The sequence below is a fragment of the Pseudoxanthomonas sp. genome, from assembly GCF_027498035.1.
Taxonomy (GTDB): domain Bacteria; phylum Pseudomonadota; class Gammaproteobacteria; order Xanthomonadales; family Xanthomonadaceae; genus Pseudoxanthomonas_A.
Genome location: NZ_CP114978.1, coordinates 1,187,557 through 1,211,247, shown reverse-complemented (window position 1 = coordinate 1,211,247; position 23,691 = coordinate 1,187,557). Strand labels below are relative to the sequence as shown.

The window sequence follows — 23,691 nt, the reverse complement described above, 5'->3', positions numbered from 1 at the left end:
AGCATCGGCCAAGCGCGATCGCTCACCCAAACCGACCGGTGATGTAATCCTCGGTCTGCTGCTTGGACGGACGCGAGAAGATGGTCGAGGTGACGTCGTGTTCGATCAGGTCGCCCAGGTACATGAAGGCGGTGTAGTCGCTCACGCGCGCGGCCTGCTGCATGTTGTGGGTGACGATGGCGATGGTGTAGTCGCGCTTGAGTTCCTCGACCAGCTGCTCGATGCGGCTGGTGGAGATCGGGTCCAGCGCCGAAGTCGGCTCGTCCAGCAGCAGCACATCCGGCTTCAACGCCACGGCGCGGGCGATGCACAGGCGCTGCTGCTGGCCGCCGGACAGGCCCAGCGCGCTCTGGCCCAGCTTGTCCTTCACTTCATCCCACAACGCGCCCTGGCGCAGGGCCTGCTCGACGCGGTCCTTCATGTCGGCCTTGTTGAGCGTTTCATGGTGGCGGATGCCGTAGGCGACGTTCTCGAAGATGGTCATCGGGAACGGCACCGGCTTCTGGAACACCATGCCGACCTTGCTGCGCAGGCGGTTCATCGGGTACTTGGGCGAGAGGATGTTCTCGCCGTCCAGCAGTACTTCACCGCTGGCCTTGAGCTTGGGATACAGCGCGTAGATGCGGTTGAAGATGCGCAGCAGCGTCGACTTGCCGCAGCCGGACGGGCCGATCAGCGCGGTGACGCGCTTTTCCGGGATCTGCAGGTTTATGCCCTTCAGTGCGTGGAAGCTGCCGTAGTGGAAGTCCAGGCCGCGGGCTTCCAGCTTCACTTCAGCCGGCGGCAGCACGCCACGGTCGGTGGTGACGGGCGTCAGGCGCGGCGTGGGAGCGGCGTGCTGGATATCGTTCATGGTGGGATCCATCGATAAGTCAGTCATTGGAGATCCTGTTGCGCAGCAGGAAGAAACGCGCGCCCAGGCTGACCAGCAGCACGAACACGGTCAGGACCAGCGCGCCGGCCCAGGCCAGCGTCTGCCAGGATTCATAGGGGCTGCCGGCGAACTGGTTCATCACCACCGGCACCGAGGCCATGGGGCGGAACACGTTCGTGCTCCAGAACTGGTTGCCGAAGGCGGTGAACAGCAGTGGCGCGGTTTCGCCGGAGATACGGGCCAGGGCCAGCAGGATGCCGGTGACGATGCCGGCCGAGGCGCTGCGGTAAAGCACCTGCACGGTGACCTTCCACTGCGGCACGCCCAACGACAGGGCCGCCTCGCGCATCTGCGCCGGCACCAGGCGCAGCATTTCGTCGGTGGTGCGTACGACCACGGGCAGCACGATGAAGGCCAGCGAGATCGCACCGGCCAGCGCCGAGAAGCCGATCACCGACACCACCATCGCGTAGACGAACAGGCCCAGCACGATCGACGGCGCCGACAGCAGGATGTCGTTGACGAAACGCACCACGGTGCCGGCCTTGCGCGCGTTGCCGTATTCGGACAGCCAGGTGCCGGCCAGTACGCCCAGCGGCGCGCCGATCACGATGGCCAGCACGCACATCACCGCGCTGCCGAAGAAGGCGTTGAGCAGGCCGCCGTCCTGCATCGGCGGCGGCGTGTTCATGGTGAACAGGTTGAGGTTGATGCCGGCGACACCCTTGGCCAGCAGGGTCCACAGGATCCAGGCAAGGAACACCAGGCCGAAGATCGCCGTGGCGCACGACAGCAGCAGCGCGACGACATTGACGACGCGGCGGCGCAGGTACAGCGCGGAGGCGGACATCAGTTGCCCTCCTTGCGCGAGAGCTGCAGCAGCATGTAGCGGGCCACTGCCAGCACCACGAAGGTCACCGCGAACAGCACGAAGCCCAGCAGCAGCAGCGCGGAGCGGTAGGTTTCGGTGGCCTCGCCGAAGTCATTGGCGATCAGCGCGGCGATGGTGGTGCCCGGCATCAGCAGCGACACCGACAGCGACACGCTGTTGCCGACCACGAAGGCCACCGCCATCGTTTCGCCCAGCGCGCGGCCCAGGCCGAGGAAGATGCCGCCGATCACGGCCGAGCGGGTGTAGGGCAGGACGATGTCCCAGCTCACTTCCCACTTGGTCGAGCCCAGCGCGTAGGCCGATTCCTTCAGGCGCGTGGGCACGGTCAGGAACACTTCGCGCATCACCGATGAAATGAAGGGGATCACCATGATCGCGAGCACGAAGCCCGCGGTCAGGATGCCGATACCCAGCGGCGGGCCCTGGAACACCGGCCCGATCACCGGCAGTTCGCCCAGGGTGTCGTTGAGCCAGGGCGTCACGTACTCGGTCATCATCGGGACCAGCACGAACAGGCCCCACATGCCGTAGATGATCGACGGGATACCGGCCAGAAGTTCGATGGCCGTGCCGATCGGACCGCGCAGCCAGCGCGGCGCCACTTCGGTCAGGAAGAAGGCGATGCCGAAGCTCACCGGCACGGCGATCAGCATGGCGATCAGGGCGGTGACCAGCGTGCCGTAGATCGGCGCCAGCGCGCCGTACTTGTTCTCGACCGGATTCCATTCGGTGGAGGTGATGAAACTGAAGCCCTGGGTGAGCAGCGCGTGTCGGCCGCCCCAGAGCATGGACAGGGCGGCACTGGCCAGCGCGACCAGGACGAAGGCGACGGTGCCGACCAGGATCCAGCGGAAGATGCGATCGGCGCGCGCATCACGCGTATCGCGGGTGCTGCTGGCGGTGGCGGGGAGCGTAGCTGCGTTCATGCGGTGCGGTGAGCTCGCGTGAGGGATCGGGGAAGCGTGCGGCAGGGATGTTTCAGTGCGTCGTTACCGCAAAGACGGAGATTTTCGAGGTCGTCATCCCCGCGTAGGCGGGGATCCAGGGACTTTGCTTGTGCTTTTGTTTGAAGCGGGAAGGCAAAAACAGAGGCAACTGCAACGTCCCTGGATCCCCGCTTTCGCGGGGATGACGATCCGGCAAAGCCGTGCGCGATGCGCACGGGCCGGAGCGTCACTTGAATTCAGCGGCCCAGTACGCTTCGATCTGGGTCACCAGCGGCGCCGGCAGCGGCACGTAATGCAGCTCTTCGGCCTGCTTCTGGCCGTTCTCGAAGGCCCACTTGAAGAATGCCAGCGTCTCGGCGCTGCGCTTGGCATCGGCCGGCTGCTTGTGCATCAGCATGAAGTTGGTGGCGGTGATCGGCCACGCCTTCTCGCCCGGCGCGTTGGTGATGACCAGGTTGAAATCCTTGGCGCTGGCCCAGTCGGCGCTTTCGGCCGCGGCGGCGAAGGATTCCGAATTCGGCTCGACCCACTGGCCGGCGGCGTTCTGCATCGAGGTGTACGGCATCGCGCTCTGCAGTGCGTAGGCCAGTTCGACGTAGCCGATCGAGTTCTTGATCTGCTTCACGTACGAAGCCACGCCTTCATTGCCCTTGCCGCCCACGCCACCGGGCCACTGGACCGAGGTGCCTTCGCCGACTTTGGTCTTCCACTCCGGGCTGACCTTGGACAGGTAGTTGGTGAAGTTGAAGCTGGTGCCCGAACCGTCGGAGCGGTGGACCAGGCTGATCTTGGCGTCGGGCAGCTGCACGCCCGGGTTGGCCGCGGCGATGGCCGGGTCATTCCACTTCTCGACCTTGCCCAGGAAGATGTTGGCCAGCAGTTCGCCGGTCAGGCGCAGCTTGCCGGCTTCGATGCCTTCCAGGTTGACCACCGGGACCACGCCGCCGATGGCCGACGGGAACTGGCCCAGGCCGGCCTGCGCCAGTTCCTCGGAGGACAGCGGCTTGTCGGACGAACCGAAATCGACCGTGCTGGCCTTGATCTGGGCGATGCCGCCGCCGGAGCCGATCGACTGGTAATTGACCTGGTTGCCGGTACCGGTGGCGTAGTCGGCCGACCACTTGGACACCAGCGGATAGATGAAGGACGCGCCAGCGCCGGAGACCTGCGCGGCGTTGGGGTTCTGCGCGGCCGGCGCGGCAGCAGTGGCGCCGGTCGCGGGCGCAGCGGCCGTGTTGGCCTGGTCGGCGGGCTTGTTGCACGCGGCAACGGCCAGGGCGACGGACAGGGACAGCAGGGCCACGCGGGCCGACTTGAGCTTCATCTGGAACTCCAATATGGACGTTTGCCGGTGCAGCCAGCAGGTGACGCTATTGGATGATGGTTTTGTTACAGGGTCATGACGGCGTGACGGATGGCCGTTCCCGCGGGCATCGTCCTGCCGGCGAAACCCTTCGATGGCCGGGCAGATGGCCGATTGCCCAGCGAAGTGACGTGTTGGACAGCCGGCCCGCGGGTTGGTCCATCGCGTACCTGTCCGACGGGAACCTGCGTGTGCATGACATCCCGGTGACGGTGTCGTGGCACGCCGGCCTGGCCGAGTACGGGGCGGCAGGGCATGGCCCTCCATGCCGTTGCCGGCCTGGCACGGCGCGTAGCATCGGCGAACGACAGCGCGGAGTAGTCGATATCGCGCAACCGCCGGGGCGCGCGCTGCCGTGTGGACACGATGCCGTGCATGAACAATGCTCCTGCTTCCGCCACGTCGCCGGCCGAGTGCCCGGGTCATGCGCGTGCGTCCACCGTCATGCCTCGGAGATCCCTTGTGTCACAACGACGTTTGCCCAATGCGTTCCGGCCTGGTCTTGTCCTGCTGCTGGCCTTGATGTCCCTGCCGGCGCTGGCGGCTGCTGCATCGGCCAGCGCGGGATTGACCACCGAAGGCGAGCGCAGTGGATTCATCCGCACCGGCCGCTATGACGAACTCCAGCCGCTGATCGAACGCTTCGCCCAGGCCTATCCGCAAGCGGTACGGCTGGAAACTTTCGGCGTCTCGCCCGAAGGGCGTCCGCTGCTGGCCATGGTCGTGAGCCGCACCGGCGTGCTCAGCGCCGACCAGGCGCGTCGCAAGGATGTGCCGGTGCTGCTGGTGCAGGGCGGCATCCATTCCGGCGAGATCGAAGGCAAGGACGCCGGCTTCATTGCCCTGCGCGAGATGCTGGAAGGCAAGGTCGCGCCGAAGGTGCTGGACCAGGTGGTGATCGTGTTCGTGCCGGTCTACAACGTCGATGGCCACGAGCGTTTCCGCGCCTGGAACCGCCCCAACCAGAATGGCCCGGCGCAGATGGGCCAGCGTGCCACCGCGCAGAACCTCAACCTCAATCGCGACTACATCAAGGTCGATGCCCCCGAGACGCGGGCGATGCTGGACCTGGTCAACCGCTGGGACCCGATCGTCACCCTGGACATCCACGCCACCGACGGTGCCAAGTTCCAGCATGACGCTTCGATCCAGATGGAGCCGCTGCACGAAGGCGATGCCGGGCTGATGCAGCTCGGCCAGAAGATCAGTGATGGTCTGCTGGGCCAGCTGCGCAAGCAGGGCTCCACGCCGCTGCCGTTCTATCCCTCGCTGCTCAAGAACGACGATCCGACCTCGGGCTTTGCGGACAATGTGTACCTGCCGCGGTTTTCCACCGGCTATTTCCAGCTGCGCAACCGCTACAGCATCCTGCTGGAAACCCATTCCTGGAAGACCTACGCCCAGCGCGTGGAGATTGCCCGCAACACCATCATCGACCTGGCTTCGATGGCCGCGCGCGACGGCGCGCGCTGGCTGCAGCAGGCACAGGCCGCCGACCAGCTGGCCAGCAGTGGCGCGCCGCTGACCGTGCCGCTGGATTTCAAGGCGACGGAAACATTCCGCACGATCGATTTCCTTGGCTACGCCTACACCCGGACCTCGTCGGATGTGTCCGGCGGGCTGTGGACCCAGTACGACGACAGCAAGCCGCAGGTATGGAAGGTGCCGCTGTACGACAAGGTGGTGCCGACGGTGTCAGCCGACGCGCCGGGCGCTGGCTACATCGTGCCGGCGGCGTATGCGGCCAAGGTCGCGGACCTGCTGGATGCACATGGCGTGCGTTACGAACGGCTGGAGGCGGCGCGCCCGGGTGCGCCGGTGGAAGTGTTTCACGCGGCTACCGTCGAGCTGGCGGCCAAGACCTTCGAAAGCCGCCAGCGCGCCACCGTCACCGGGCAATGGGCCGGCGAATCGCGCGACGTGGCTGTTGGTTCGTTGTACGTGCCGATCGCCCAGCCCAAGGCGCGGCTGGTGGTGACGCTGTTCGAACCATTGGGGCCGGATTCGCTGCTGGCCTGGGGCATGTTCAACAGCAGTTTCCAGCAGCAGGAATACATGGAGGCTTATGTCGCCGAAGCCGTCGCGCGCGAGCAGCTGCGCGATCCGGAGATGGCAAAAGCCTTCCAGGCGCGCCTGGCCAGTGATGCGGCTTTCGCTGCAAGCCCGGCCCAGCGGCTGGCTTTTTTTGCCAGGCGCCATGCCTCGGCCGAGCCGGCACTGAACCTCTATCCGGTCTATCGCATCGCCCGATAAGGCGGGCAGGGCGTTCATGGCGCAAAAGAAAAGGCCCGGGAGATCCCGGGCCTTTCTTGTCTCGATGGCATGTCCTGTCGGCGGGGAGAGAGATGCCGCCGGAAGGGCTTGCCGCGAGGCGGCTTACTTGATGCTGCTGGCCCAGTAGGCTTCGATCTGCTGCACCAGCGACGGCGGCAGCGGGACGTAGTCCAGTGCCTGCGCCTGCGATTGGCCCTGTTCGAAGGACCACTTGAAGAAGTCCAGCGCGGCCTTGGTCTGGGTGGCGCTCTTGGGCTTCTTGTACATGATCGCCCAGGTAGTGGCGGTGATCGGCCACGCGTCGGCGCCAGGCGCATTGGTCATGATCAGGTTGAAGTCCTTGGCCGACTTCCAGTCCGCGGTGGCAGCGGCGGCGGCGAAGGCTTCGGCATTCGGCTGCAGGGTCTTGCCGGCGGCGTTGCGCATGGCGGCGTAGGAGAGCTTGTTCTGCAGCGCGTAGGCGTATTCGACGTAGCCGACGCCACCCTTGATCTGGCGCACGTAGGCCGACACGCCTTCGTTGCCCTTGCCGCCGATGCCGGTCGGCCAGGTGACGGCCGTGCCTTCGCCGACCTTGGACTTCCAGTCCGGGCTGACCTTGGACAGGTAGTTGGTGAAGTTGAAGCTGGTGCCCGAACCATCGGAGCGGTGCACGACGGTGATGCGCAGGTCGGGCAGGGCCAGGCCCGGGTTCAACGCGGCCAGGGCCGGGTCGTTCCACTTGGTGATCTTGCCCAGGAAGATGTCGGCCAACGTGGTGCCGTCCAGCTTCAGCGCGCCCGGGGCGACGCCCGCCACGTTGAACACGGGCACGATGCCGCCGATCACCACCGGGAACTGGCCCAGGCCGGACTTGGCCAGGTCAGCGGCGTCCAGCGGCTTGTCCGAGGCGCCGAAATCAACCGTAGCGGCCTTGATCTGTGCGATGCCGCCACCGGAGCCGATGGACTGGTAATTGACGTGGTTGCCGCTCTTCTCGGCATAGGCAGCCGACCACTTGGACAGCACGGGATACACGAAGCTGGAGCCGGCGCCGGTCACGTCGGTCGCGTTGGCGGCGAACACGCAGGAGGCCAGAGCAAAGGCCAGTGCAAGGCGGGCCTTGGGAAGGGAAGTCACGGTTGAGTCCTCGGATGGATGGAGTCGTCGCCACGGCAGTGGCAGCGGCGCCATTGCACGACCGTTCGATGATGGTTTCGAGGCACTGGGGTTTCAGAAACATGACAGCCCTTCGGTGCGAGCCCGGCTCCGGCGTGTCTTTTTCCTGACATTTCGATGACGCGCGGCTGTCACGAACTTGACGGAATCTTCACATCGTTCAGCGCCGGACCCTTCGCATGAGGGGGCCGGCACTGCCTCATCCAACCCAACCTCGTGGAGAGTTCTCATGCGTTCCAATCTGCTCGCTACCGCGATTGTCGCGGGTCTCGGGCTGTCCAGCCTTGCCTTTGCAGGCAATGCGTCCGCAGCGACCAAGACCCAGGCAGTGACCGCCGAACAGATGGCCCAGCTGCAGGCCCAGGTGGCCCAGCTCCAGGCCCAGCTCGATGCCCTGAAAGCACAGAGCGATGCCCAGCAGGCGCAGGCCGATGCCCAGTCCGATGTCAACGTCGCCCAGGCCCAGGCCATCGAGACGACGCAGAAGACGCAGGACAGCGTGGACAAGCTGACCAAGCTGGTCAACGACACCAAGATCGGCGGCCGCATGTTCTTCGATGCGTCCAACATCAACCAGGAAAACAACGGCAGCAAGACCGATTCCAGCGGCACCGGCTTCGATGTCAAGCGCTTCTACCTGACCGTCGACCACAAGTTCAACGACGTCTGGTCGGCCAACCTGACCACCGACTTCCAGTACCTGTCGGCCATCAGCAACACCGAGGTGTTCGTCAAGAAGGCCTACCTGCAGGGCAAGTTCGACGACGCCTTTGTGGTCCGCATCGGTTCGGCGGACATGCCGTGGATTCCGTTCGCCGAGAAGTTCTACGGCATGCGCTACGTCGAGAACACGCTGACCGACCGCCTGTCCTATGGCACCTCGGCCGACTGGGGTGTGCACGCCAGCGGCGATATCGCCGGCGGCATGGCCAACTACCAGGTGTCGGTGGTCAATGGCCGCGGCTATCGCAACTTCAGCCGCAGCAAGGGCGTGGACATCGAAGCACGCGCCGGCTTTGCGCCAACGCCGAACACCATCATCGCCGTGGGTGGTTACTCGGGCGAACGTGGCCAGGAAACCGAGAGCGTCAATCCGCCGCAGACCGCCAAGCGCATCAACGCCATGGCCGCCTATGCCGCACCGTCGGGCTTCCGCCTGGGCGCCGAATGGTTCCAGGCCAAGAACTGGGCCGTCACCAACGTGGTCGACGACAAGGCCGATGGCTGGTCGGTGTGGGGCAGCGTGCCGCTGACCGCCACCGGCATCAACGCCTTCGCCCGTTACGACAAGGCCGACACCAGCAAGGACGTCGACCCGAGCCTGCAGAACAAGTACTTCAACCTGGGCGTCGAATTCCCGGTCACCAAGGGCTTCAAGCTGGCGGCCGTGTACAAGGACACCAAGAACGAGAACGACACTAGCATCGATCTGCACACCAAGGAGTTCGGTGTGTGGGGTGACGTCTCCTTCTGATCCGAGCGTCATTGTCGGAATGTCGCCAACGGCGGCGGGGCGAAAGCTCCGCCGCCGTTGGCTTTCCTGGCGTCACCAGTGCGGGTCGCTTTGCTCCCCCTGTAGAGCGGAGCTTGCTCCGCTGCTTTTCGAACAGGGCGCCGCAAATGCCTTGCAGAGCAGAGCTTGCTCCGCTGCTTTCCGGACAGATCGCCACAAAGTCCCCAGCGGAGCAAGCTCCGCTCTACAAGGGCATTCGGCTCTTCTTGTTCGTCACCACCACCACCGCTCAGCGCGGCTGCGCGCTGTCGGGCGTCTTGTCCTTGAAGCGGCACAGGTCGCGGATCACGCACTGCGGGCAGTCCGGCTTGCGCGCCTTGCACACATAGCGCCCGTGCAGGATCAGCCAGTGGTGCGCGTTGTACAGGTAGTGTGCCGGGATCACCTTGACCAGCTTGTCCTCGACCACGCGCACGTCCTTGCCGGGCGCAAGCCCGGTGCGGTTGGCGACGCGGAAGATATGCGTGTCCACGGCCATGGTCGATTCGCCGAACGCGGTATTGAGCACCACGTTGGCCGTCTTGCGACCGACGCCGGGCAGGGCTTCGAGTGCTTCACGCTGGCGCGGAACTTCGCCGCCATGCTGCTCGACCAGGATCCGGCACGTGGCAATGACGTTTTTGGCCTTGGCGTTGAACAGGCCGATGGTGGAGATGTAGCGCTTCAGGCCTTCCTCGCCCAGGTCCAGGATCGCCTGCGGCGTGTTGGCCACCGGATACAGCTTGCGCGTGGCCTTGTTGACGCCCACGTCGGTGGCCTGCGCGGACAGGATCACCGCGATCAGCAGTTCGAACGGCGAGGTGTATTCCAGCTCGGTGGTCGGGTTGGGATTGAGCTCGGCCAGGCGCGAGAACAGCTCTTCGATCTCCGCTCGCGTCAACGTGCGCGAGCGGCGTGCCAGGGGGGTACTCACGAACCGGGTCGCGCTGCGGCGCGTGCCTTGGCGCGGGCCAGCGCGGCAGCGACGGCAGGGGGCAGGGAAGGAGCGGTCACGGTCTTGGTTTCGGTTTCGGTAAGAATCGGGGCTGGGGCACGGCGTGCCTGGCGTTCGGCAGCACGGCGCTGCAGGCGTGCGGTGCGCGCGCGATAGCGTTCGCGTGCTGCCCAGTTGAAGCGCAGGCGTGCTTGCGCTGCGGCCACCCGCTGCGCAGCTGTTGCGCAATCGCTGCACGACGCGTCGACCCGCACCTCCATCAGACCGGCTTCAAGCGCTGCATCGATGGCATCGCCATCGATCAGCGCGGCCAACGCGTGGATGCGCGCGCAGTCGTGGGTGTGGTGTTGCGGCTGTTGCATCAGCGTCCCGTGAACTGTGGTTTGCGCTTGCCGACGAAAGCCGTGGTGCCCTCGCGCATGTCGTCGGTCGCGAACATCAGGCCGAACTGTGCGCCTTCGAACTGCAGGCCTTCGCCAAGCGAACACTCGCCGCCGTGGATGACCGCTTCCAGGATGCCGCGCAGGGCGAGTGGCGCCGATGCGGCCAGCTGTCCGGCAAGGGCGTCCACGCGCGTGTCGAGGTCTTCGACGGCCACGACTTCATTGACGATGCCCAACTGCAGCGCCTTGGCCGCAGTGATCGGCGTGCCCAGCAGGCACAGTTCCAGCGTGGCTGCACGACCGGCCAGCCGCAGCAGGCGCTGGGTGCCACCGAAGCCCGGGATCAGGCCGAGGTTGATTTCCGGTTGGCCGACCTTGGCGTTGTCCGAAGCAATCCGCAGGTGGCAGGCCATCGCCAGTTCCAGTCCGCCACCCAGGGCGAAACCATTGACGCGCGCGATCACCGGCTTGGTGCAGGTTTCGATGGTGCGCATCAGGGCCTGGCCGCGCAGGCCGAAATCGCGACCGGCCATCGCATCCATTTCGGCCATTTCGCTGATGTCCGCACCGGCGACGAAGGCTTTCTGGCCGGCGCCGGTCAGCACGATCACGCGGACCGACCGGTCGGCTTCGGCGACCTGGAAGGCCTCGGTCAGGGCAGCGATGGTGGCCGCGTTGAGCGCGTTGAGCTTGTCGGGACGGTCGATGGTGATGCGGCGGACGGGGCCGGAATCAATGACCAGGACAGGGGTTTGCGCCATAAAAAGCCCTTATTTCGTAAATAAAATGTAAACCCGGAACTTTCCGTCACGGGCCCCGGTCAATGCCCGCTATGCCTCACTGGCCGTTAAGTGCAGCCGGGGCTATCCTAGCGCGTCAACCTGGGTCGCCCGTTGTGGACCCATTCCCAAAACCCCGGAGGTTTGTAAGACATGAAGTTGCGTTTGCTTTCTGCCAGCGTGCTGGCCATGACCTTGGCTGCAGGCACCGCTGCCGCACAGACCTCGCCCGCCGCTGCATCGGCGTCCACTCCTGCCCCTGATCGCAACTCGCTCAGCTACGCCCTGGGTTATGACCTGGGTCGCAACCTGATCGAAAGCGGCGAATCGATCGACCTGGCCACCGTGCAGAAGGCACTCCAGGAAGGTTATGCGAAGAAGGAACCGACCGTGCCGGTCGACCAGCTCCGCACCGCCGTGCAGCAGATGGAAGCGCGCCAGATGGCCAAGGCCAAGGCTGCTTTCGAACAGGCTGCTGCCGCCAACAAGACCAAGTCCGACGCCTTCCTGGCACAGAACAAGGCCAAGGCCGGCGTGCAGACCCTGCCCAGCGGCGTCCAGTACCGCGTGGTCGAAGCTGGTAGCGGCGCCAAGCCGACCCAGGCCAGCACCGTGACCCTGCAGTACAAGGGTTCGCTGTCCGACGGTCGTACCTTCGTCGACACCTTCAGCCCGCAGGAAGGTCAGACCGCCGCACCGCCGCCGGCCAGCCTGAAGGTCAGCGAGATCCCGCTGCAGGGCCTGCGTGATGCACTGGTCATGATGCCGGCCGGTTCGCGCTGGGAAGTGACCCTGCCGGCCGACAAGGCCTACGGCAACACCCCGCAGTCCCCGATCGGCCCGAACCAGGCCGTCGTGTTCGACGTCAAGCTGATCAGCGTCAAGTAAGTCGCTGGCTTCATGCGTGACCTGACGATGCGCCGGCTTGTCCGGCGCATCGTCGTTTACGACTCCACTTCCCCTTTCTCCTGGATGGTTCCTGCATGTCCGTGGCAACGCCCGCAGTCCTGTCTCCCTGCATCGGTCTCTGCAGGATGCGCGGTGACGGCGTGTGCGGCGGCTGCCTGCGGACGCTGGATGAAATCGCAGCGTGGTCGCAGATGGGCGATGATGCCCGCAAGGCTCTGATGGAACGTCTGCCCGACCGCGCGTGCATGTCCCACGATCTTCATACCCTGCTGCCGGAACATGCCGCGCTGGAGCGCGCGCTGCATCCGCTGGATGCCGCCCTCGCCACGCAGGGCTGGAACACCGCCGAGCTGGAAGGCCTGCTCAGTGCACGGCCTTCCTCGCCAGCAGCTGTCTTGGCCGGGCTGGTGCCGCGACCGCAGGGCACCACCGTGCTGCTGACGCGTCGCCACGATGGCCTGCGCAACCACGGCGGGCAGGTGAGTTTTCCCGGTGGCCGGGTCGACGCCGGCGATGTCGATGCGGTCGCCGCGGCGTTACGCGAAAGCGACGAGGAAATCGCACTCAAGCGTGCCCAGGTGCAGCCGATCGGCCTGCTCGACACGCTCGCCACGGTCAGCGGTTTCCTGGTGACGCCGGTGGTGGCCGTGGTCGATCCGACGTTCATCGCCGTGCCCAATCCGGGTGAAGTGGCGGAGGTCTTCGAGGTGCCGCTGGATTACCTGATGGCGCCGGAGAACCTGCGCAGCGTCGAACTGGAATTCAAGGGTCGCCAGCGCACCGTGCTGGAATACGACTGGGCCGAGCAGCGCATCTGGGGCGCGACGGCTGCCATCCTGTACAACCTTCGTCGCCGTCTGGAGGCCGTCGCATGAACTGGACCACGCTTGTCGATCCAACCTTGCTCGCCTTGCATCTGCATGACCCGGACCTGCGCATCGTCGATGCACGGTTCGTGTTGACCGATGCGAACGCGGGCCGTGCAGGCTACCTGGAATCACACCTGCCGCATGCGGTGTATGCCGATCTCAATGAAGACCTTGCCGATCTGTCCAGGGTGGCGCAGGGGCAGGGCCGGCATCCGCTGCCGGATGCGGATGCGTTCACCGCCAGGCTCGGGCAATGGGGCATCGCGCCACGGCACCAGGTCGTGGTCTATGACAGCGGTGACGGCAGCATGGCGGCCGCACGCCTGTGGTGGATGCTGCGCCTGCTCGGCCATCCCAACGTTGCAGTCATCGATGGCGGGCTGGCTGCATGGCATGCCGCGGGGCTGCCGGAAACCGACGAAATTCCCGTGCCGCAGCCGCGACCTGCGTATCCGGGTGGGTACGACACTTCGCGCACGGTGGGTGATGCTGACGTCGCAGCACGCCTGGGCGATGCACCCGGCTGGCTGGTGGATGCGCGTGCGGAAGCGCGCTACAGCGGGCGGGAGGAACAGGTGGATCGCGTTGCCGGGCACGTGCCTGGCGCGGTGAATCGTCCGTATCTCGATAACGTGGCCGATGGTCGCCTGCGCGATGCGGATGCGTTGCGGGCCGAATTGCAGCCATTGCTGGGGACGCACGCGCCGGCCGACGTGGTGCTGATGTGTGGTTCCGGCGTGACGGCCTGCCATCTGTTGCTGGCGTTCGAGCATGCCGGCCTGGAAGGGCCGCGGATCTATACCGGGTCGTGGAGTGGTTGGATTTCCGATCCGGCGCGTCCGGTGGCCGTTACTGCCTGAGCCCGGCAGCCCGGACAAGCGAAGCGCATCCGGGCCTCGATCAAGCTGCAGCACGTGCCGGCGGCGGCCTTCGGCCTTTCCTGGCTGACGAACTGCAGGCCATGGCTATGGCTTCTTCAGCCGCGCCACCATCGCCTGCAGTGCGGCCTGCGTGTCGGGCTGGAACCAATCGTTGATGAAATCATCCAGGACGACGCTGTCCAGTGCTTCGCGCACGTCGGCACGGGCGATGTGGCGTGTCTTGCGCAATGGGGTTTGGGGCAGGCGTGCCATCGCCTGCAGCCAGGTGATGGCGTGCTGGATCGTGGCTTCGGCATCGTCGGCCAGTGCATCGATCAAACCGATTCCCGCCGCGTGCTCCGCCGGGATCATCGCACCCGCGACCAGCAGGCGTTCGGCGCGATGCGCACCGATCACGCGCCGCATCAGGCGCTGGATGCCGTCGGGGACGGCCAGGCCGACCTGGGTTTCGTTCAAGCCGATCTGCAGTGGACGCGCTGGATCGGTGCTGCGCGTCATCACCCGGTAGTCGCAACACAGCGCCAGGACGCAGCCGCCCGCAGGGGCGTGTCCGGTGAGCGCGGCGGCCACCGGCATCGGTGCGCCCGCGATTGCCGCGGCGACATCGAAGAAGGCTTTCCAGGTCGCGTGGAGTGCATTGCGGTCATCGCCGTGCGAGAGCAGGTGCGGAACATCCAGTCCGCCGGAGAACACCTTGGCATTACCCGACAGCACGATGCCGGCGACATCGGCATCGACGGCTGACTGCAGCGCGTGCAACAGGGCCGCGCAGAGCGCGTCGTCCAGTGCGTTGACGGGTGCGCGGTCCATGCGCAGTTCGCGCACGCCGCCGTGTTGTATGACCTGGACCAGCTCTGACATCGCGGGCTTCCTCCCAGAAGCGATCGGTTCGGGATGATAGCCCGCCGTGCGGTGAGGTATGGATGCCTTGGCGAGCATGGCGCCCGCGCGTCGGTCGGTGCACCTGCACCTGTAGAGCGGAGCTTGTGGCAATCCCATCTTGGGGGCTCCGCTGCGCTTCGGCTGGATCGCGGGCAATCCCCAGTGGAGCCCCCAAGATGGGATTGCCACAAGCTCCGCTCTACATAGAAGATCTTCGGTCGGATTGCGGGGAGGCCCCAGCGGAGCCAGGGCCGTGGCGCGACGGCTCAGGCCAGCGTGCTTGCCGCACGCACGGCATCGGGCAGCGGCGCGCTCTTGCCGGTGGCCGTGTCGATCCAGACCACGACTACATGGCCGTCGGAATACAGCACGGTGTCGTCGTTGTCGGCCACGATGCGGTGGCCGATGGTCACGCTGCTGTTGCCGATGCGTTCGACGAACAGCTCCACCACGATGTCGTTGGGCCACACGATCGGCAGGCGATAGTTGACGTGGGTGTTGGCTACCACCGGCGAGATGCCGGTGCCCATCTTCGCGCCGCCCATGACGCCGTGCAGCCAGCGCACGCGTGCTTCTTCCAGGTAGGAAATGTACTTGGCGTTGTTGACGTGGCCGTAGGCGTCCATGTCGCGCCAGCGCACGTTGATCGGCACGCGGGCCAGCACCGGGCGCGGCACGCCGGCAGTTTCGTTTGCATCACTCATGACGACACCTTCTTCTTGATTTTCTTCTTCGCTGCGGCCTGCTTGGCGGCCACCTTGGCGGCCATGCGTGGCGGCAGTACGTCGGCCTTGGCCATCGCGGCGGGCTTGGTGGCCTTGGCGGCGGTTTCGGGCAGCAGCTTGGCCAGGAAGCGGCCGGTGTGCGATGCGGGGTTGGCTGCGATCTCTTCCGGCGTGCCGGTGGCGATGATGGTGCCGCCGCGATGGCCGCCATCCGGACCCAGGTCCACCACCTGGTCGGCGGTCTTGATCACGTCCAGGTTGTGTTCGATCACCACGATGGTGTTGCCGTCGTCGCGCAGCTTGTGCAGCACGGCCAGCAGGTGCTCGATGTCGTGGAAGTGCAGGCCGGTGGTCGGTTCGTCCAGGATGTAGAGCGTGCGCCCGGTGTCGCGGCGTGAGAGTTCCTTGGACAGCTTGACGCGCTGTGCTTCACCGCCGGACAGCGTGGTCGCGCTCTGGCCCAGTTTGACGTAGCTCAGGCCGACGTCGATCAGGGTTTCCAGCTTGCGCGCGATGGAGGGCACCGGCTCGAACAGCTTCAACGCATCCTCGACCGTCATTTCCAGCACGTCGTTGATGTTGAAGCCCTTGTAGAGGATCTCCAGCGTTTCGCGGTTGTAGCGCTTGCCATGGCACACGTCGCAGGGCACGTACACGTCCGGCAGGAAGTGCATTTCCACCTTGATCAGGCCATCGCCCTGGCAGGCTTCGCAGCGGCCGCCACGCACGTTGAAGCTGAAGCGGCCGGGTGAATAGCCGCGCGCACGTGATTCCGGCACCTGCGCATACAGCTCGCGCAGCGGGGTGAACAGGCCGGTGTAGGTGGCCGGGTTGGAGCGCGGCGTGCGGCCGATTGGCGACTGGTCGATGTCCACGACCTTGTCGAACAGGTCTAGCCCGTGCACTTCGCCGAACGGCGCCACCGGATGCGAGGCACCGTTGATGGCGTTGGCGCTGAGTGAATACAGCGTGTCGTTGATCAGGGTCGACTTGCCCGAGCCGGACACGCCGGTGATGCAGGTCAGCAGGCCCGCGCCGATCTCCAAGTCCACGCCCTTGAGGTTGTTGCCCTTGGCCCCGGTCAGCTTGAGGGTCATCTTCGGGTTGGGCTTGTGGCGCGTCTTGGGCACTTCGATTTTGCGCTTGCCCGACAGGTACTGGCCGGTCAGCGAGCGGGGGGATTTCAGCAGGTCTTCGACCGTGCCCTGGCCGACGATTTCGCCGCCATGCACGCCCGCGCCCGGACCGATGTCCAGTACGTAGTCGGCTGCGCGGATCGCGTCCTCGTCATGCTCGACCACGATCACCGTGTTGCCCAGGTCGCGCAAACGGGTGAGGGTGCCGAGCAGGCGTTCGTTGTCGCGCTGGTGCAGGCCGATGGACGGCTCGTCCAGTACGTACATCACCCCGACCAGGCCGGCGCCGATCTGGCTGGCCAGGCGGATGCGTTGGGCTTCACCGCCGGACAAGGTGTCGGCCTTGCGCTCCAGGGTCAGGTAATCCAGGCCGACGTCGATCAGGAAGCCCAGGCGTTCGCCGATCTCCTTGACGATCTTGGTGGCGATCTCGCCGCGCCAGCCGACCAGCTTCATGTCCTTGAAGAACGTCAGCGCCTGGTCCACCGGCAGCACCGCGATCTCCGGCAGCGGGCGGTCGGCGACGAATACATTGCGCGCGGCACGGTTCAGGCGCGCGCCATGGCACTCGGGACAGGCCTGTTCGCTGATGTACTTGGCTAGTTCCTCGCGCACGGCGGCCGATTCTGTCTCGCGGTAGCGGCGCTCCAGGTTCGGCAGGATGCCTTCGAACTTGTGTTTGCGCTGGGTGCGGCCGCCGGACTCGGTGAGGTAGGTGAAATTGATCAGCTCCTCGCCGCTGCCGTACAGCACGGCCTGTTGCACCTTCTCCGGCAGGATCATCCACGGCGCATCGACATCGAAGCCGTAGTGCTTGGCCAGCGAGGCGATCAGCTGGAAGTAGTACGCATTGCGCCGGTCCCAGCCGCGGACCGCGCCGGCCGAGAGTGCCAGCTCCGGGTGCACGACCACGCGGGTCGGGTCGAAGAACTGGGCCACGCCCAGGCCATCGCACTTTGGGCAGGCGCCGACCGGCGAGTTGAACGAGAACAGGCGCGGTTCCAGTTCGGGCAGCGAGTAGTCGCAGACCGGGCAGGAATACTTGGACGAAAACAGATGCGGCGCGGCGTCGGCATGGTCCAGCGACATGACCGCGGCCATGCCATCGCCCAGCTTCAGCGCGGTTTCGAAGCTTTCGGTGAGGCGCTGCTTGATGTCCTCGCGCGGCTTGAAGCGGTCGATCACCGCTTCGATGGTGTGCTTGACCCGCAGGGCCAGTGGCGGCACCGCGTCGATCTCGTACAGTTCACCGTCCACGCGCACGCGCACGAAGCCTTGTGCGCGGAGCTGGTCGAAGACCTGGGCGTGCTCGCCCTTGCGCTCGCGGATCACCGGCGCCAGCAGCATCCAGCGCTGCTCGCCGTCCAGTGCCAGCACCTGGTCGACCATCTGGCTGACCGTCTGCGCCTCCAGCGGATAGCCGTGGTCCGGGCAGCGCGGAATGCCCACGCGTGCGTAGAGCAGGCGCAGGTAGTCGTAGATCTCGGTGATCGTGCCCACGGTCGAGCGCGGGTTGTGCGAGGTGGATTTCTGCTCGATCGAGATCGCCGGCGACAGGCCTTCGATGTGGTCCACGTCCGGCTTTTCCATCACGCTCAGAAACTGGCGCGCGTAGGCCGACAGCGACTCCACGTAGCGGCGCTGGCCTTCGGCGTAGATGGTGTCGAAGGCCAGTGAGGATTTACCCGACCCTGACAGGCCGGTGATCACGATCAGCTTGTCGCGCGGCAGATCGAGGTCGATGTTCTTGAGGTTGTGCGTGCGTGCGCCGCGGATGCGGATACTGTCCATGCCTGTGGGGTCTGGCCTGTGCAGGGAAGGGGAGCGCCGATGGGTGTCGATTCGTCGCGAATCGATCAGCCTAGCGAGTCCCCTGTATGGGGGCAATTGATGTGTTTGGGAAGGGCGCGCCGGGCGCTTCCGGGCCTGCCGGCCGCGTTGGGCGAGTGGCGTCCCGGCATTTACCCCCGGTCCATGGGGTGACTTGCTCCAAGTCACTGATCCGGCTATCATTCCGCTTCTGTCCGCCCCTCGATGGGCGACAGGCATGAGAATAACTACGAAAAGCCAACACTAAAGGAAGCACCCATGTACGCAGTTCTGGTCACGGGCGGCAAGCAGTATCGCGTTATGCAGGGCGAAACCCTGCGCGTCGAGAAGCTGGACGCCGAAGTCGGTAAAGAAATCACGTTTGACACCCTGCTGATGCTGGGCGACGAAAACGGCATCACCCTGGGCGACGCGCTGAAGGGCGCCACCGTCACTGCGACCGTCAAGTCGCAGGCACGTGCCGACAAGGTCCGCATCATCAAGTTCCGCCGCCGCAAGCACCACATGAAGCAGCAGGGACACCGTCAGTACTACACCGAAATCGAGATCACCGGCATTGCCGGTGGCAGCAAGTAAGTAAGGAGAAGAACTCATGGCACATAAAAAAGGCGTAGGTTCCTCGCGCAACGGCCGCGATTCCAACCCGAAGATGCTGGGTGTGAAGGTCTACGGTGGCCAGGCCATCGAAGCCGGCAACATCATCATCCGCCAGCGTGGCACCCAGTTCCATCCGGGCCAGGGCGTCGGCCTGGGCCGCGACCACACGCTGTTCGCGCTGGTCGATGGCAAGGTGGACTTCTCGGTGAAGGGCGCCAACAAGCGCCGCACCGTGAGCGTGTTGGCCGAGGCGTAAGCCTTCGCGACACCGCCGCGAAAGCCCCGCTTCGGCGGGGTTTTTCGTTTCTCAGGTGGCCGCCTCGCGTGGTGCCTGCGCTGGTTGGGCTTGGCAGGGCTGCAACCGCTAGAATTTCCTGCCGGTGCGCGAGACGCGCTGGCCAATCCTTTTATATTTGGTCCAGATCCCATGAAACTCGTAGATGAAGCCGAAATCCAGGTCGTCGCCGGCAATGGCGGCAATGGCTGTATCGGCTTTCGCCGCGAGAAGTTCATCCCGCTGGGTGGTCCGGACGGCGGTGATGGCGGCAGTGGTGGCAGCATCTGGCTGCAGGCCGACGAGAACCTCAACACCCTGGTCGACTTCCGCCACCAGCGGAACTTCAAGGCCCAGCGCGGCGAGAACGGCATGGGTCGGCAGGCCTATGGCAAGGGTGGCGAAGACCTGACCATCACCGTGCCGGTCGGCACGATGGTGATCAATGTCGGCACCGATGAAATCATTGGTGACCTGGTGTCTCATGGCGACCGCCTGCTGGTGGCGCGTGGCGGCAAGGGCGGCCTGGGCAACATGCATTTCAAGAGCTCGATCACCCGCGCTCCGCGCAAGGCGACGCCCGGCGAAGAGGGTGAAGAGCGCCTGCTCAAGCTGGAGCTGAAGCTGCTGGCCGACGTCGGCCTGCTGGGCTTCCCCAATGCGGGCAAGAGCACGTTGATCCGCGCCGTGTCCGCGGCCACGCCGAAGGTGGCGGATTACCCGTTCACCACGCTGTATCCGAACCTGGGCGTGGTCAGCGTCGAGGCGTATCGCAGCTTCGTCATCGCTGATATTCCCGGCCTGATCGAGGGCGCTGCCGAAGGTGCGGGCCTGGGTGCGCAGTTCCTGCGTCACCTGCAACGCACCCGCCTGTTGCTGCATCTGGTGGACATGGCGCCGGTGGCCGAGGAGTTCGCCGACACCGGTGTGACCGTGTCGCCGGCCGAGCAGGTGCGCGCCATCGAAAACGAGCTGCGCAAGCACGACCCGGAGCTGCTGGACAAGCCGCGCTGGCTGGTGCTGAACAAGGCTGACCTGATGTTCGAGGACGAGGCGGCCGAGCGTGCGAAGGCGGTCGTGGCCGAACTGGGCTGGACTGGTCCCTGGTACGTGACCTCGGCGATTTCGCGCGAAGGCACGTTCCCGATCATGAAGGACGTGATGGCCTTCTTCGATCGCCAGCGCGAAGACGCGCTCGAGGCTGTGCAGAGCGCCGGCTGAGGACAGTCGGCATGACCTGCATCGCGGTGATGGACTTTGCGCCGGCGGCCCGTGGGTTGCCGGCGTTTTGCTGTGCGCGTGATCGTGCGCGTCTGTCCGCTGCAGATCTGCAGGCAACAAAAAACCCGGCCGTGGCCGGGTTTTCTGTTTGCCTTGCCGTCAAGCAGGGGTCAAGCGGCCTTGAGGGCCTTGATGCGCGCGGTGAGGCGGCTCTTATGACGGGCAGCTTTGTTCTTGTGGATCAGGCCGCGCGCGCTGAAGCGATCCAGGATCGGCTGGGCGGTTGCGAAGGCGGCTTCGGCGCCAGCGGCGTCGTTGGCATCGAGTGCCTTGATGACTTTCTTGACGGCGGTGCGCAGCATGGAGCGCTGGGCGACGTTGCGCGCGTTGCGCACGACGGTCTGCTTGGCGCGCTTCTTGGCGGACTTGATATTGGCCACGTTGGGATCCTAGGAATTCTTGGGGTTGACGGCGGGCGGAAAAACGAACGGGAAATTATGGGCTATTCAAGCAGTTGGGTCAATAAGGCGGGCGTTGGCCCGACAGATTGGGGTTTCCGGTCGCCAGAGGTGCTCGCGTGAGCTCGCCGAAGATGCTACGCGGCCTGCTGTCTTTCAGCAGCATGACCATGGTCTCACGGGTGCTGGGGTTGGTGCGCGACCAGGCGATTACCTACAGTTTCGGCGCCAATGCGGTGACCGATGCGTTCTGGGTGGCCTTCCGCATTCCCAACTTCCTGCGCCGGCTGTTTGCCGAAGGCTCGTTCTCCACCGCCTTCGTGCCGGTGTTCACCGAAGTCAAGGAAACCCGACCGCACGCGGACCTGCGCGAGCTGATGGCGCGGGTGTCCGGCACCCTGGGCGGGATCCTGCTGCTGGTGACGGCGCTGGGCCTGATCTTCACCCCGCAGGTGGCGATGATCTTCAATCCCGGCTCGATGGACGACCCGGCCAAGTTCGGGACCATCGTCGAGCTGCTGCGGCTGACCTTCCCGTTCCTGCTGTTCGTGTCGCTGACCGCGCTGTCGGGCGGGGCGCTGAACAGCTTCAATCGCTTCGCGATCCCGGCGATTACGCCGGTGATCCTCAACCTATGCATGATCGCCGGCGCGCTGTGGCTGGCCCCGGCGATGGGGATGTCGATCCTGGCGCTGGGCTGGGCGGTGCTGGCGGCCGGCGCGCTGCAGCTGCTGTTCCAGATCCCGGCGCTGCGTGGGATCAACCTGTTGACCATGCCGCGCTGGGGCTGGCGCCATCCGGACGTGCGCCGGGTGCTGACCCTGATGGTGCCGACCCTGTTCGGCTCGTCGGTGGCACAGATCAACCTGTTGCTGGATACGGTAATCGCCTCGTTCCTGTTTGCTGGCTCGCAGAGCTGGCTGTCGCAGGCGGATCGCTTCCTGGAGCTGCCGCTGGGCGTGTTTGGCGTGGCCCTGGGCACGGTGATCCTGCCGGCGCTGTCGCGGCATCACGTCAAGACCGATGGCGTCGGCTTTTCGAATGCCCTGGACTGGGGGCTGCGGACCACGCTGCTGATCGCGGTGCCGGCGATGGTCGGGCTGATGTTGCTGAGTACGCCGCTGGTGGCGACCTTGTTCCAGTACGGCAAGTTCACGGCTTTCGATACCCGGATGGCGGCGATGTCGGTGTTCGGCCTGAGCTTCGGCCTGCCGGCGTTCGCCCTGCTGAAGATCGTGCTGCCGGCGTTCTATGCGCGGCAGGACACCCGTACACCGGTGCGGGCTGGCGTGGCCGCCCTGATCGCCAACATGGCGCTGAACCTGATGTTCCTGGCGGTGCTGTACCAGCTGATGGTCAAGCCCGAGGTGCGGGCGCTGGGCGTGACCGCGGCGCTGGCCAAGACCCCGGGCCTGCATCTGGCGTTGGGCCTGGCCAGTGCCGTGGCTAGCTACATCAACCTGGGGCTGTTGTGGCGTTGGCTGGGGCAGAGCGGGGTGTACCAGCGCCGGCCGGGCTGGGGGCGGTTCGTCCTGCGGCTGGTGGCGTCGTGCCTGGCGATGGCGGCGGTGGTCGGGGCGGGGCTGCACTGGCTGCCGGCGTTCACCGGCATGGACAAGTGGCACCGCATCGGTTCGCTGCTGGCCCTGGTGGCCGCCGGTGGCCTGACCTACGGTGTGGTGCAGGTGGCGCTGGGCTTCCGTCCGCGTGATCTGCGCGAGCATTGAACGGGCGGGGCTTGTGCTGGCGCGTCACGGCTATACTTCATGGGCTTCCCCTCGAGACTTTGAGGGCGGGTCCGCGCACGTCGCGGTGCCGTCCGATTTCCCAATGCAATGAGCAGGCTGTTTCGTGACGTCGAAGGCGGGGCGCTGACCCCCGGTGGCAGCGTAGTGTGCATCGGCGCCTTCGATGGCCTGCACCTGGGCCACCGTGCGCTGCTGCGCCAGGCCCGGATGCGTGCGCAGGTGCTGGGTCTGCCGATGACGGCCTTGACCTTCGAGCCGCTGCCGCGTGAGTTCTTCCTGCCGGATGCCCAGCCGCCGCGGCTGAGCCTGCCGCGCGCCAAGCTCGAAGGCCTGATCGATGCCGGTGCCGACCAGGTGGGGCTGCTGCGCTTCAACCGGCGCATGACCGCGATGTCGGCGGAGGATTTTGTCAGCAAGATGCTGGTCGGCCGGCTGCAGGCGCGCGAAGTATGGATCGGCCCGCAATTCCGCTTCGGCCACAAGCGCGGCGGCGATCTTGCGCTGCTGCAGGCGATGGGTGCGGAGCTGGGCTTCAGCGCCGGCGAGATCGCGCCGGTGCATTGCGACGATGGCGAACGCGTGTCCAGTACGCGCATCCGGGCTGCGTTGCGCCAGGGCGACTTCGCCCATGCCGAACGCCTGCTGGGCCAGCCGTATTTCATCGGCGGGCGCGTGGTGCGTGGCAAGCAGCTGGGCCGCACGCTGGGTTTCCCCACGGCCAACCTGCGCTTCCCCAAGATCCCGGCACTGTCGGGCATCTATGCGACCTGGGTGCATGGGCTGACCGAGCGGCCGTGGCCGTCGGTGTCCAGTTTCGGCACGCGGCCGACGGTGGAGGGCGTGGAGCCGCTGCTGGAAGCGCACCTGTTCGATTTCAACGGCGACCTGTACGGGCGCCACCTGCGGGTCGAGTTCGTCGCCAAGCTGCGCGACGAAGAGAAATTCGACGGGCTGGATGCACTGACCGTGCAGATGCAGCGCGACGCCGCCACCGCGCGGCAACTCCTTTCCACCGAGCGCTTCAGGGCCACCGCGTGACATGCG

At 65.7% G+C, this 23,691-nt stretch carries 22 protein-coding genes; 10 read left to right on the top strand and 12 right to left on the bottom strand.

Annotation, left to right across the window (positions count from 1 at the left end; all coding sequences use genetic code 11):
• Window positions 1-22: 22 nt before the first annotated feature.
• The 4 genes from pstB to pstS (O8I58_RS05270) all read right to left on the bottom strand — a co-directional run bounded on the left by pstB (window position 23) and on the right by pstS (O8I58_RS05270) (window position 4,037).
• A complete protein-coding gene (pstB, locus tag O8I58_RS05285; protein ID WP_298321276.1) occupies window positions 23-853 on the bottom strand; it encodes a phosphate ABC transporter ATP-binding protein PstB in 831 nt (276 codons plus the stop codon).
• A gap of 19 nt (window positions 854-872) precedes the next feature.
• A complete protein-coding gene (pstA, locus tag O8I58_RS05280) occupies window positions 873-1,724 on the bottom strand; it encodes a phosphate ABC transporter permease PstA (protein ID WP_298321274.1) in 852 nt (283 codons plus the stop codon).
• The gene (gene pstC / locus O8I58_RS05275) at window positions 1,724-2,692 is read right to left on the bottom strand and encodes a phosphate ABC transporter permease subunit PstC (RefSeq protein WP_298321272.1); all 969 of its coding nucleotides are present in this window, start codon (window positions 2,690-2,692) and stop codon (window positions 1,724-1,726) included. Before pstC ends, pstA begins: the two co-directional genes overlap by 1 nt.
• A 247-nt stretch (window positions 2,693-2,939) precedes the next feature.
• Window positions 2,940-4,037, bottom strand: a complete 1,098-nt coding sequence (pstS, locus tag O8I58_RS05270) for a phosphate ABC transporter substrate-binding protein PstS (protein ID WP_298321270.1) — start codon at window positions 4,035-4,037, stop codon at window positions 2,940-2,942.
• 561 nt (window positions 4,038-4,598) lie between these two features.
• On the opposite strand from pstS (O8I58_RS05270), the gene O8I58_RS05265 reads away from it, so the two are divergent.
• Window positions 4,599-6,329, top strand: a complete 1,731-nt coding sequence (locus O8I58_RS05265; RefSeq protein WP_298322770.1) for a M14 family metallopeptidase — start codon at window positions 4,599-4,601, stop codon at window positions 6,327-6,329.
• A gap of 123 nt (window positions 6,330-6,452) precedes the next feature.
• Here the strand turns inward: O8I58_RS05265 and pstS (O8I58_RS05260) are convergent, their stop codons facing one another.
• Window positions 6,453-7,469 carry a phosphate ABC transporter substrate-binding protein PstS gene (gene pstS / locus O8I58_RS05260; protein WP_298321268.1) on the bottom strand — a complete coding sequence of 339 codons (1,017 nt, stop codon included), beginning with the start codon at window positions 7,467-7,469 and terminating at the stop codon, window positions 6,453-6,455.
• Window positions 7,470-7,737: 268 nt separating this feature from the next.
• Here pstS (O8I58_RS05260) and O8I58_RS05255 point away from each other — a divergent pair, with 268 nt between their 5' ends.
• A complete protein-coding gene (locus O8I58_RS05255) occupies window positions 7,738-8,982 on the top strand; it encodes a porin (protein ID WP_298321265.1) in 1,245 nt (414 codons plus the stop codon).
• Between the two features lie 268 nt (window positions 8,983-9,250).
• Here O8I58_RS05255 and nth read toward each other — a convergent pair whose 3' ends face one another.
• The 3 genes from nth to O8I58_RS05240 are packed head-to-tail and all read right to left on the bottom strand — an operon-like array spanning window position 9,251 to window position 11,099.
• Window positions 9,251-9,934 (bottom strand): endonuclease III, encoded by a 684-nt coding sequence (gene nth, locus O8I58_RS05250; RefSeq protein WP_298321263.1) that lies wholly within the window; start codon window positions 9,932-9,934, stop codon window positions 9,251-9,253.
• Window positions 9,931-10,317, bottom strand: a complete 387-nt coding sequence (locus O8I58_RS05245) for a hypothetical protein (RefSeq protein WP_298321261.1) — start codon at window positions 10,315-10,317, stop codon at window positions 9,931-9,933. The genes nth and O8I58_RS05245 overlap by 4 nt, the downstream gene beginning before the upstream one ends.
• Entirely contained in the window at window positions 10,317-11,099 is a 783-nt protein-coding gene (locus O8I58_RS05240) for an enoyl-CoA hydratase/isomerase family protein (protein ID WP_298321259.1), read from the bottom strand. Before O8I58_RS05240 ends, O8I58_RS05245 begins: the two co-directional genes overlap by 1 nt.
• Before the next feature lie 171 nt (window positions 11,100-11,270).
• Here O8I58_RS05240 and O8I58_RS05235 point away from each other — a divergent pair, with 171 nt between their 5' ends.
• The 3 genes from O8I58_RS05235 (at window position 11,271) to O8I58_RS05225 (ending at window position 13,755) form a co-directional block, all read left to right on the top strand.
• Complete coding sequence (locus O8I58_RS05235) at window positions 11,271-12,005, top strand: FKBP-type peptidyl-prolyl cis-trans isomerase (protein ID WP_298321258.1); 735 nt, start codon at window positions 11,271-11,273, stop codon at window positions 12,003-12,005.
• A 95-nt stretch (window positions 12,006-12,100) separates the two neighbouring features.
• The gene (locus O8I58_RS05230) at window positions 12,101-12,901 is read left to right on the top strand and encodes a CoA pyrophosphatase (protein ID WP_298321257.1); all 801 of its coding nucleotides are present in this window, start codon (window positions 12,101-12,103) and stop codon (window positions 12,899-12,901) included.
• A complete protein-coding gene (locus tag O8I58_RS05225) occupies window positions 12,898-13,755 on the top strand; it encodes a sulfurtransferase (RefSeq protein ID WP_298321256.1) in 858 nt (285 codons plus the stop codon). Before O8I58_RS05230 ends, O8I58_RS05225 begins: the two co-directional genes overlap by 4 nt.
• Window positions 13,756-13,860: 105 nt before the next feature.
• On the opposite strand, the gene O8I58_RS05220 is transcribed toward O8I58_RS05225, so the two are convergent.
• The 3 genes from O8I58_RS05220 to uvrA all read right to left on the bottom strand — a co-directional run bounded on the left by O8I58_RS05220 (window position 13,861) and on the right by uvrA (window position 18,310).
• On the bottom strand, window positions 13,861-14,637 hold the full coding sequence (locus O8I58_RS05220; RefSeq protein ID WP_298321254.1) for an enoyl-CoA hydratase/isomerase family protein: 777 nt from the start codon (window positions 14,635-14,637) through the stop codon (window positions 13,861-13,863).
• A 287-nt stretch (window positions 14,638-14,924) separates the two neighbouring features.
• Window positions 14,925-15,362, bottom strand: a complete 438-nt coding sequence (locus O8I58_RS05215; RefSeq protein ID WP_298321253.1) for an acyl-CoA thioesterase — start codon at window positions 15,360-15,362, stop codon at window positions 14,925-14,927.
• Entirely contained in the window at window positions 15,359-18,310 is a 2,952-nt protein-coding gene (uvrA, locus tag O8I58_RS05210; protein ID WP_298321252.1) for an excinuclease ABC subunit UvrA, read from the bottom strand. The genes O8I58_RS05215 and uvrA overlap by 4 nt, the downstream gene beginning before the upstream one ends.
• A gap of 297 nt (window positions 18,311-18,607) precedes the next feature.
• Between uvrA and rplU the strand changes: the two genes are divergently transcribed.
• From rplU to obgE, 3 genes are all read left to right on the top strand, one after another.
• A complete protein-coding gene (rplU, locus tag O8I58_RS05205) occupies window positions 18,608-18,925 on the top strand; it encodes a 50S ribosomal protein L21 (RefSeq protein ID WP_298321251.1) in 318 nt (105 codons plus the stop codon).
• 16 nt (window positions 18,926-18,941) lie between these two features.
• Window positions 18,942-19,202: a 50S ribosomal protein L27 gene (gene rpmA, locus O8I58_RS05200; RefSeq protein ID WP_093138994.1), complete on the top strand. Its 261-nt coding sequence runs from the start codon at window positions 18,942-18,944 to the stop codon at window positions 19,200-19,202.
• Window positions 19,203-19,373: 171 nt separating this feature from the next.
• Window positions 19,374-20,441, top strand: coding sequence for a GTPase ObgE (gene obgE / locus O8I58_RS05195; RefSeq protein WP_298321246.1), 1,068 nt, complete (start codon window positions 19,374-19,376; stop codon window positions 20,439-20,441).
• A 170-nt stretch (window positions 20,442-20,611) separates the two neighbouring features.
• Here obgE and rpsT read toward each other — a convergent pair whose 3' ends face one another.
• Window positions 20,612-20,881 carry a 30S ribosomal protein S20 gene (rpsT, locus tag O8I58_RS05190; RefSeq protein WP_129469225.1) on the bottom strand — a complete coding sequence of 90 codons (270 nt, stop codon included), beginning with the start codon at window positions 20,879-20,881 and terminating at the stop codon, window positions 20,612-20,614.
• A gap of 152 nt (window positions 20,882-21,033) precedes the next feature.
• Between rpsT and murJ the strand changes: the two genes are divergently transcribed.
• Window positions 21,034-22,626, top strand: a complete 1,593-nt coding sequence (gene murJ, locus O8I58_RS05185) for a murein biosynthesis integral membrane protein MurJ (protein ID WP_298322769.1) — start codon at window positions 21,034-21,036, stop codon at window positions 22,624-22,626.
• A 108-nt stretch (window positions 22,627-22,734) separates the two neighbouring features.
• Complete coding sequence (locus O8I58_RS05180) at window positions 22,735-23,685, top strand: bifunctional riboflavin kinase/FAD synthetase (RefSeq protein WP_298321240.1); 951 nt, start codon at window positions 22,735-22,737, stop codon at window positions 23,683-23,685.
• Window positions 23,686-23,691: the final 6 nt, after the last annotated feature.

Coding starts and splice junctions, on each gene's coding strand:
- pstB (WP_298321276.1), bottom strand. CDS start 853: ATGAACGATATCCAGCACGCCGCTCCCACGCCGCGCCTGACGCCCGTC.
- pstA (WP_298321274.1), bottom strand. CDS start 1,724: ATGTCCGCCTCCGCGCTGTACCTGCGCCGCCGCGTCGTCAATGTCGTC.
- pstC (WP_298321272.1), bottom strand. CDS start 2,692: ATGAACGCAGCTACGCTCCCCGCCACCGCCAGCAGCACCCGCGATACG.
- pstS (WP_298321270.1), bottom strand. CDS start 4,037: ATGAAGCTCAAGTCGGCCCGCGTGGCCCTGCTGTCCCTGTCCGTCGCC.
- O8I58_RS05265 (WP_298322770.1), top strand. CDS start 4,599: ATGTCCCTGCCGGCGCTGGCGGCTGCTGCATCGGCCAGCGCGGGATTG.
- O8I58_RS05255 (WP_298321265.1), top strand. CDS start 7,738: ATGCGTTCCAATCTGCTCGCTACCGCGATTGTCGCGGGTCTCGGGCTG.
- O8I58_RS05245 (WP_298321261.1), bottom strand. CDS start 10,317: ATGCAACAGCCGCAACACCACACCCACGACTGCGCGCGCATCCACGCG.
- O8I58_RS05240 (WP_298321259.1), bottom strand. CDS start 11,099: ATGGCGCAAACCCCTGTCCTGGTCATTGATTCCGGCCCCGTCCGCCGC.
- O8I58_RS05235 (WP_298321258.1), top strand. CDS start 11,271: ATGAAGTTGCGTTTGCTTTCTGCCAGCGTGCTGGCCATGACCTTGGCT.
- O8I58_RS05230 (WP_298321257.1), top strand. CDS start 12,101: ATGTCCGTGGCAACGCCCGCAGTCCTGTCTCCCTGCATCGGTCTCTGC.
- O8I58_RS05225 (WP_298321256.1), top strand. CDS start 12,898: ATGAACTGGACCACGCTTGTCGATCCAACCTTGCTCGCCTTGCATCTG.
- O8I58_RS05220 (WP_298321254.1), bottom strand. CDS start 14,637: ATGTCAGAGCTGGTCCAGGTCATACAACACGGCGGCGTGCGCGAACTG.
- O8I58_RS05215 (WP_298321253.1), bottom strand. CDS start 15,362: ATGAGTGATGCAAACGAAACTGCCGGCGTGCCGCGCCCGGTGCTGGCC.
- uvrA (WP_298321252.1), bottom strand. CDS start 18,310: ATGGACAGTATCCGCATCCGCGGCGCACGCACGCACAACCTCAAGAAC.
- rplU (WP_298321251.1), top strand. CDS start 18,608: ATGTACGCAGTTCTGGTCACGGGCGGCAAGCAGTATCGCGTTATGCAG.
- rpmA (WP_093138994.1), top strand. CDS start 18,942: ATGGCACATAAAAAAGGCGTAGGTTCCTCGCGCAACGGCCGCGATTCC.
- obgE (WP_298321246.1), top strand. CDS start 19,374: ATGAAACTCGTAGATGAAGCCGAAATCCAGGTCGTCGCCGGCAATGGC.
- murJ (WP_298322769.1), top strand. CDS start 21,034: ATGCTACGCGGCCTGCTGTCTTTCAGCAGCATGACCATGGTCTCACGG.
- O8I58_RS05180 (WP_298321240.1), top strand. CDS start 22,735: ATGAGCAGGCTGTTTCGTGACGTCGAAGGCGGGGCGCTGACCCCCGGT.